The organism is Weissella cibaria, assembly GCF_004521965.1.
Lineage (GTDB): Bacteria > Bacillota > Bacilli > Lactobacillales > Lactobacillaceae > Weissella > Weissella cibaria_A.
The window spans coordinates 1-7,171 of record NZ_SDGK01000048.1 but is presented as its reverse complement, the minus strand read 5'-3'; the positions used below and the strand labels follow the sequence as shown (position 1 = coordinate 7,171).

Sequence of the window (7,171 nt, the reverse complement as noted above, 5' to 3'; positions counted from 1 at the left end):
ATATGGACGTTACAGGGATCGAACCTGTGACCCCCTGCTTGTAAGGCAGGTGCTCTCCCAGCTGAGCTAAACGTCCATGACATTTGTTTCGTGCTTCGCTTTGTTTTTGATAACCTCGCTCAACAACAAAAATTATTATACATACATATCTACACCTTTGCAACCCCTTTTTTAAAATAAAAATACACACAATGAATATTCATTGTGTGCATTTGCTATAAATCCTTGCTATATAAGCATCTACGATTAACTATTCTTCTTCTTTTTCTTTTTTTTTGCTGGTAAAAAGAAACATCCGAGGAAACTTCCGAAGAATAATAGTGTCACAACATTAGCTACACTCAAGTGCCAATCGGTCATGAAACGACCTGATAAGTAGCAAGGCATCTGCCAACCATGGCGCAATAATGTCGCGTGACTATCTTGTTGCTACGTCTTGTTAACATCCGATAACGAATCCGCGCTCCTTGATTATCTAACGCACGGTAAGCTGCCACCCCGGCCAATGTCCGTTCACCGATTATTTACCCAACAGCAAGCGTCGCTTGATCAATCGATGCCAGCGGCATACCGGCACAACGATACTCAGGCGCACCTGTTTCCGTAATCGTCACTACCGGTCTAGGCACCGCCACCGTCTGTGGTACTGTATATGCCAATATCGCTGAAGCTGGGACAGTTTGACCTGCCGACACCGCTTGTACAACTATCGCCGTGGATGATAGACCTGCCGCGGTGGTTTGTGCGTCCGATAGTAGCTGTTACGCTGTTTACATCACTTGCTGACCCACTACTTGGTCGACCTTAATTTGGTTAACGGACTTCGTAATATCATCTGGCGTTGTCGCGTCATCATTTAGCGTATTAACCCCATCGGGCGTTGTCGCTTGGCCGATCTGTCGCAATTGATCTTGCGCTGTTTGCTTAGCATGTTATGCATCATTCAATTGTTGCTTAGCATCCGCCAACGCGTCCTTAACCGCCTGAAAATCTGGATGTTGCTTAGCCAAATCATTCAGATCTGCAATGTCCTATTCAATTTGCTTGATTTGTTCATCAATACGGTCAAGTTGTTGTTTAATCGCATCTAGTGCTTGCTGCTTAGCATCCGCCAAATCATCAGCTGCCACCACTTTGCATTCGCCAAATCTTGGTCGGCCTGCTTCTGATCCACATCGGCTGCAGTCGTCTTAACACTAATCGTCTGCAATTTGTCAGCGACATTCGCTATGTGTTGTTGTTTGATTCTGATCTTGCAATTGATCCTTAGCTGCTTGATAGCGACTTTTTGCTTCCGTCAATTGCATATTAGCATCCGAAAGCTAACCCGCAATCTTTTGATTATCCAGTTTTTCGTCGCAATCGCCCGAATTTGCGAAATGTCATCCTTAATCTGCTCAATATCTGCTTGAATCACCGCCAAACTCACATCTGATTGCTTCATCGCATCAGATACCGCATCTGACAGCACCTTCTCTGCTTCAGCCTTAGCTTCTGTCACAGCATCATTGGCCACAACCAACATATTCTGGGCATCCTTACCCCCCGAATTCACGGCCGCTTGTTAAAACCGTCACTTTCTGCCAGTCGTAATTTGTACCTGCCGTTCCCAATTCAACGGATGGCACCGTCGGAAGTCTTAAATCCAAGCCACATCGTTGAATTAACGCCTCGGTAATCGTCATTTTCTTTGAAGCTGTATAGGTACCGTTATCAGCCTTAATCGTCAGTGTTCCCACGCCATTCGAATACGTATACGTGGCGTCATTTCTGCTTCCAAATTGGGATCAGATGAGTCGGCCCAGCCATCATCCGTTTTACTGTCCGGTCCCGGACCACTAAATCCCATCAGGCTACTACCAGTACCGTGATCGAATGACTGAAATCCAGTCGATCCAGATACTGTATTCAACTTACCGTTCGCGTCGGTTGTACGAACTTGCGTACCATTACTTCCGTCAGATTCCAGAATACTTCCACCGGTACCATCAGTCGGATTAACCAAATTCGTGGCATCACCTTCATTTTGACAAAAGTCACTTCCCCATTGAACAGCATTCGAAATTCCTGGTATAACCGTCTTATTACCCGAACTATCTGTCTTTGCCTCTTCTCCCATTCCAAGCGAACCACCGGGGCCAAAACTAGTTCCAAGAAGTCACTAGCTCCATTTGCTGGGTTACCAGTAATTAAACCGGCCGTTCCACCAGTTATTGTACTTCGTCAAATTCAAATTAAATTTCATCGTCCAGTTAGCCGTCATATCCAATTGCTTGTTAAAAGCAATCGTACCTTGGTCATTTCCCGATGTATTCGTCAACGTCGTAAATGTTGCACTCTGTCCGTCATACGACCCACTCGTATTTGAAAAACCGGTTCCTGAACGGGTAAAGCTGGTTGTCACTTGGGGTTGCGTTGATTTAAAATTGTATTTACCGCCATTGGCATCCACCACATTATTAATCGTCTCCGCGGCTGCCGTGCGTGATGAAAACAACACATTTCCCACCTTAACTAACGGTGAACTATCTTTCGTTACCATCGTGCGTGGCTCATTATTCCCCAATTCAATCTGAACTTCATCCAATAGTTCTGGCCCAGCAATACTTGCCCCAACCGTTAGTGCCATCATCCTCGTGGTCACCCACATACGGCGATGCTTTGCCTGTTGCGTATTCGCATTTGCAAAATCATTCTTTTCCATAAGTCTGCTTCTATACATTACTTGTTTATGTATTCTCGCCACTCCAGGAAGTCACGAGACTCCCCCCTCACTGTGTATGATACGAGGCGATTTTTCCTTTTCATTGATAGAAAATAGAAGTTACAATGGTTAAACTATTGCGTGAAGATATTAAGCATATTGCTTGACATCTTAGAAAATGCCCTATTGAATTGCAAGATGTTCACATTTCCCCTATAATATGTATTCGTGGTACAAATACTATGATTAATTTGGTAGTGTAGCCAAGTGGTAAGGCACCGGTCTGCAAAACCGCCATCGCGGGTTCGACTCCCGTCACTACCTCTAAAGAAAATCCCCAATCGGAAGTGTCGCTCCGATTGGGGATTTTCTTTTTTCTAGCGTTTACAATTTGTAACCGTTACATTTTGTTGATGTTTAAAAATTATATACACAATGTAACGCTAATTAACTATGTTCAACAACGCCGGCGTGACAAAACTCCCAATGTCACCCCCACAATTGCCATTGGCAACACCACCACAATTAGAATGGTGATCACGCGACGCCAATCTACGCCATACCACCATCCTTGCTTCGTCCGGATATTTTGCCAAATCAAACAAAAAGTTTCCCAAGCAATACTAAATTCCAGCCATTGCATAGGCATTTCGACAATGCTGTGTGGAAAAATACCGGCAAAAAATGTTGTCACAGGGACTGAAATGAGTGATATCGCCATCGTGGCCAAACTACCTAAATAGTTGTGCTATGTTAATGGCACAAGCCCACCAAAGGCGCCACTATGATTAATTTTGTGCGACGATGCATCGTTCACGAAATTTGCCTTAATCAATTTCAACGCTAAATCATGTAGCCCAAAGGCATTGAATTTCACTAATGACCACACGACAAACCAAATCACGACATTGATGATGGCAAAAATCACCATCGTGCGCCCAATTCTCCAACTTCTTTTTTCACTATTATACGCAAGAACCCTCGCCAATTGCCTAGCGAGGGCTCTATTTTTTACTATTGTAAGGCTTGTTGCCAAGCTGCCATCATAGCATGACCATTAAACGTCACCGCTTTGTCATAAGCTGCGGCTGATAAATCGGCCCAGACACCATCATCTGACAGAACTGACACAATGCGATCGGCCATTTCACCGTGCGCGCCATTTGCAACGACATAACCATTCACACCATCATGAATCAATTCTCGCGTCCCATACGTAATATCATACGACACGACTGGGACCCCGTAGCTCATCGCTTCAACTAAGTTCATACCGAACCCTTCTGCGACTGACGTTTGCACAATCACTTGCGCCCGTTGATAGGCGGTGGACAAAGCGTCACCGGTGATGTAATCACCAAATATGACACTATTGGTAACCCCTAGCTGATTAGCCAGCGCCTTCAATTCATTCAAAATTTCTGAGTTTGCTGGATAACCGTGGAACGTCAACGTCGCTGACGGCACTGACTTAACAACCCGAGCCAACGCACGAATCGCTTGGTCTGGTCGCTTTTCAGGCGACAAACGACCCATAAACAAAATGTTGCCTGCTTGACGATCTGGCAAGCGTAGGCGTTGTGCGGCCAATCGCACTTGTGGCACAAACGTATCTGGCACCACCCGGAAATCAACGCCCGGATAACGCTTTTGCAAGTCAGCTTGTTGCTCAGGTGTTGGTACCAGAATCGCATCGAAATCTTGCACGCGACGCTCAAGGACATTCAGATAGGCATCATATAATTTACCGCGAATTGGATTCTTGATATCAGGTGTATGGATATCATGCAAAACCGCAAACTTATTCGCTGCGAATTGTACATCCGCAACCACGTGATCCAAACTCCGTCGATCAGATACCAGAATCGAACCTGGATGTTCAGCCGTAATTTCGTTCAAGAAGAAAAGAAATAGTTGGTCTTCCGTATTAAAACGCCAATCGTGGCCCTTGTAATTCAGCAATTTCCACATGGTTGGGTACAACGTGCCATTAACCTTCATGTGACTGATTTCAATAACCGTCTCACCAGCTAAATTCAGCATCTTTTGCACCGCTAAATTACCATCTGGATGGAAATAATCTACCGATGACTTAAAGCCACGCCAATCAAAATTTTCACGAACTGTAGTATTACCATACCGGTCATAGTAGATAATATCGTTAACCAATCCGACCGTGGCCGGCATAACGTTAATGCGGGCTAACTCACGGCCAGCGTGATTAAGCGTTGAATAATTTGGGCCATGTCCCTCAATGTGGTATTCATCCAATGGAATTTGGGGCAGCAAGCGCAGTGAAACTTCCTCGCGTGGGACATCAGTTGCACCCTGGAAGAAATCATACATATTCAATACTTGTTCATCGCGTAAACCGATTGCCTCAGCATCTCGAGCCAAGAAACGATTATAATTGCGTGTGACATATTGTGCTGATTGTCCTTGCTCAGTAAACAATTGCACCCGCTTAGCTTGGGCATGTTCCGTGCCAGAGTTGAATGTAAAGACGTTTTCACTAACAAAATAATTCATCATTCAGCCTCCTTGTTCAAATCACGGGCATGGGCCGGTATTGCTGCAAGTTTTGCAGGCCAGACTGCAACGGCATCATCCAACAATTCACGCCAAGCATGCCACACATTTTCTTCTGAATAACGTTCTGACGACTCGTATGCTCCCGTTGAATAACGTTGGGCTAAGTCTGGGTCGCGTAAGACCTTCAACATTGCTTGGGCCATCGCCTCATAGTCTTCGTATGGCACCACATTACCATTGACGTCATCTTCAACGATTTCATTTGGTCCATAATTAACATCATATGAAAAGGCAATCAAACCGTGTGAAATTGCTTCCATAATCGCCAGATTGAAGCCTTCCATCCGCGAAGTTAGCCCATACATCATCGCATTGTTTTCGACAGCGTCAATCTCCGTTGTGTAACCCTTCATCGTCACAACGCCTTCAAGTCCATATTCACGAATCGCTTCTTCAACCGAAGTACGCGCTTTGTAGTTGTCCGCTGGATCAGCATAACCATACAAATCAAGCGTTACTTGTGGGAATTCCTTGTGAACAATCCCAACCGCTCGAACTAAGTCATCAAGATGCTTTTCCCAAGCAATTCGGGCAAACGCGATGACCTTACCGAATTCACGACGCGCAACCGGTACCCGTTCGGCTTGCAACAGACGGTCTGGTACAACTCCCACTGGGATCGTAAAGAGGCGTGTCTTAGGGCGGAAGCGCTCATTCACGTCATGCGTTTGCTTATGGGTCGCCGATACAACCGCATCATATTCATCAAGTGCATTCATTGCAAATTCATAGTGATTATTCAAAATGGCATGCATTGGATCTTGCGAATCGCCCGCATGTGAATTGTGAAGAGGTATCACCACATAGGCCGGTTTACGCAAGTGCAAAAGACCCCAGTCACCTAGGTGTGAACGATCTAATACAAAAACATTTGGTTGCTCTTCTGACCAGAAATCATCATTCAATCGATCAAAGAAGTGTTTCGTTAGCTCTTCGATCGTGTCAAACTGCATCACGTGACCCCCATGTTCAATTAAGCGCCAGCCAGATTTAACAAACTCCCCAGCCATGGTCTTCTTATTAAAAGTCTCAATAACCGTTCGACCTGATGGGGTCACCCAATTTTCCGTACCAATTTGATTGTCCGTTGTATACCACTGAATTAATGACGCAAAGCCACGTGAGTCATAGTGATCAACCCGAAATAAGTTGTTATAGCCATCAAATAACTCAGTTGAACGTACCCGCTTATCGGCAGTGGCGTCATAGTTCACGCGGGCCACCAATTGGCCGTTCTGTGCCGTCACCAAATAACGATTATTCGCCGGTTCGTCAGTGAATTGGACGTTCGGTACACCAAATTCAATCTCTTGTACGTGCAACGTTTTCGGCGTCACTGAAACGGCTTCCTGAAAATAATCAAACATATTAATTAGTTGGCTGTCAGGAATGCCAGCCGCATTCGCATTAACGTGTGCAACCGGATCCCAATCACGCAAGATAATACGCGAATCTACCTGGTGATTATTAAATAGTTCAAAGCGCTTTAATTGCGCGTGTTCGATACCAGACTTTTGCTTTGGCATCGTCGCATTAACGAAAAAGTTCATCGGCATTGCTCCTTTTATGAGCGGTATTCATTACTTATTTTTAAATACTATTATAACAGTTACTATCATAAACAAACTGTATTGTGAGCTTTGGCTTATTGTATGAAAAAACGGGTTCTAAAAATATTTGGTACTGATGCCCACTCACTAAGGCGATTGGTTGTTGGTAACTTTTTTAGTTTATTGGGTGTAAAAATAAAAAAGGACAGCCCGGCTGCAACCAGTCTGTCCAAAAATGTCCTCGAAAGGATATCCCAACATGAATAACGATATCAGAATTTTACTCGGATTAACAAATTTAAATCTAACGTTTGATTTAAATGCA

The 7,171-nt window shown here is 44.6% G+C and carries 10 protein-coding genes and 2 tRNA genes; 1 reads left to right on the top strand and 11 read right to left on the bottom strand.

Annotated features, from left to right (window positions below):
* Positions 1–3: 3 nt before the first annotated feature.
* From EST42_RS06835 to EST42_RS06815, 7 genes are all read right to left on the bottom strand, one after another.
* Positions 4–76 (bottom strand) — tRNA-Val (locus tag EST42_RS06835).
* A gap of 448 nt (positions 77–524) precedes the next feature.
* Entirely contained in the window at positions 525–695 is a 171-nt protein-coding gene (locus tag EST42_RS10550) for a hypothetical protein (RefSeq protein WP_167711156.1), read from the bottom strand.
* A 75-nt stretch (positions 696–770) separates the two neighbouring features.
* On the bottom strand, positions 771–905 hold the full coding sequence (locus tag EST42_RS11440; RefSeq protein ID WP_280633884.1) for a hypothetical protein: 135 nt from the start codon (positions 903–905) through the stop codon (positions 771–773).
* Positions 906–1,297: 392 nt separating this feature from the next.
* Positions 1,298–1,525, bottom strand: a complete 228-nt coding sequence (locus EST42_RS06830; RefSeq protein WP_134644790.1) for a hypothetical protein — start codon at positions 1,523–1,525, stop codon at positions 1,298–1,300.
* A 13-nt stretch (positions 1,526–1,538) separates the two neighbouring features.
* Positions 1,539–1,739 carry a hypothetical protein gene (locus EST42_RS06825; RefSeq protein WP_134644789.1) on the bottom strand — a complete coding sequence of 67 codons (201 nt, stop codon included), beginning with the start codon at positions 1,737–1,739 and terminating at the stop codon, positions 1,539–1,541.
* Entirely contained in the window at positions 1,727–2,119 is a 393-nt protein-coding gene (locus EST42_RS06820; RefSeq protein WP_134644788.1) for a hypothetical protein, read from the bottom strand. Before EST42_RS06820 ends, EST42_RS06825 begins: the two co-directional genes overlap by 13 nt.
* A 60-nt stretch (positions 2,120–2,179) precedes the next feature.
* Positions 2,180–2,704 (bottom strand): lectin-like domain-containing protein, encoded by a 525-nt coding sequence (locus EST42_RS06815; protein ID WP_134644787.1) that lies wholly within the window; start codon positions 2,702–2,704, stop codon positions 2,180–2,182.
* Between the two features lie 253 nt (positions 2,705–2,957).
* Here EST42_RS06815 and EST42_RS06810 point away from each other — a divergent pair.
* Positions 2,958–3,028 (top strand) — tRNA-Cys (locus tag EST42_RS06810).
* Between the two features lie 133 nt (positions 3,029–3,161).
* Here the strand turns inward: EST42_RS06810 and EST42_RS06805 are convergent.
* The 4 genes from EST42_RS06805 to EST42_RS06790 all read right to left on the bottom strand — a co-directional run bounded on the left by EST42_RS06805 (position 3,162) and on the right by EST42_RS06790 (position 6,846).
* Complete coding sequence (locus EST42_RS06805; RefSeq protein WP_134644786.1) at positions 3,162–3,425, bottom strand: hypothetical protein; 264 nt, start codon at positions 3,423–3,425, stop codon at positions 3,162–3,164.
* Positions 3,426–3,452: 27 nt separating this feature from the next.
* Positions 3,453–3,635: a hypothetical protein gene (locus EST42_RS06800; RefSeq protein ID WP_134644785.1), complete on the bottom strand. Its 183-nt coding sequence runs from the start codon at positions 3,633–3,635 to the stop codon at positions 3,453–3,455.
* Between the two features lie 83 nt (positions 3,636–3,718).
* Positions 3,719–5,233 (bottom strand): glycosyltransferase, encoded by a 1,515-nt coding sequence (locus EST42_RS06795; RefSeq protein WP_134644791.1) that lies wholly within the window; start codon positions 5,231–5,233, stop codon positions 3,719–3,721.
* Positions 5,233–6,846 (bottom strand): glycosyltransferase family 4 protein, encoded by a 1,614-nt coding sequence (locus EST42_RS06790; protein ID WP_134644784.1) that lies wholly within the window; start codon positions 6,844–6,846, stop codon positions 5,233–5,235. Before EST42_RS06790 ends, EST42_RS06795 begins: the two co-directional genes overlap by 1 nt.
* Positions 6,847–7,171 lie beyond the last annotated feature (325 nt).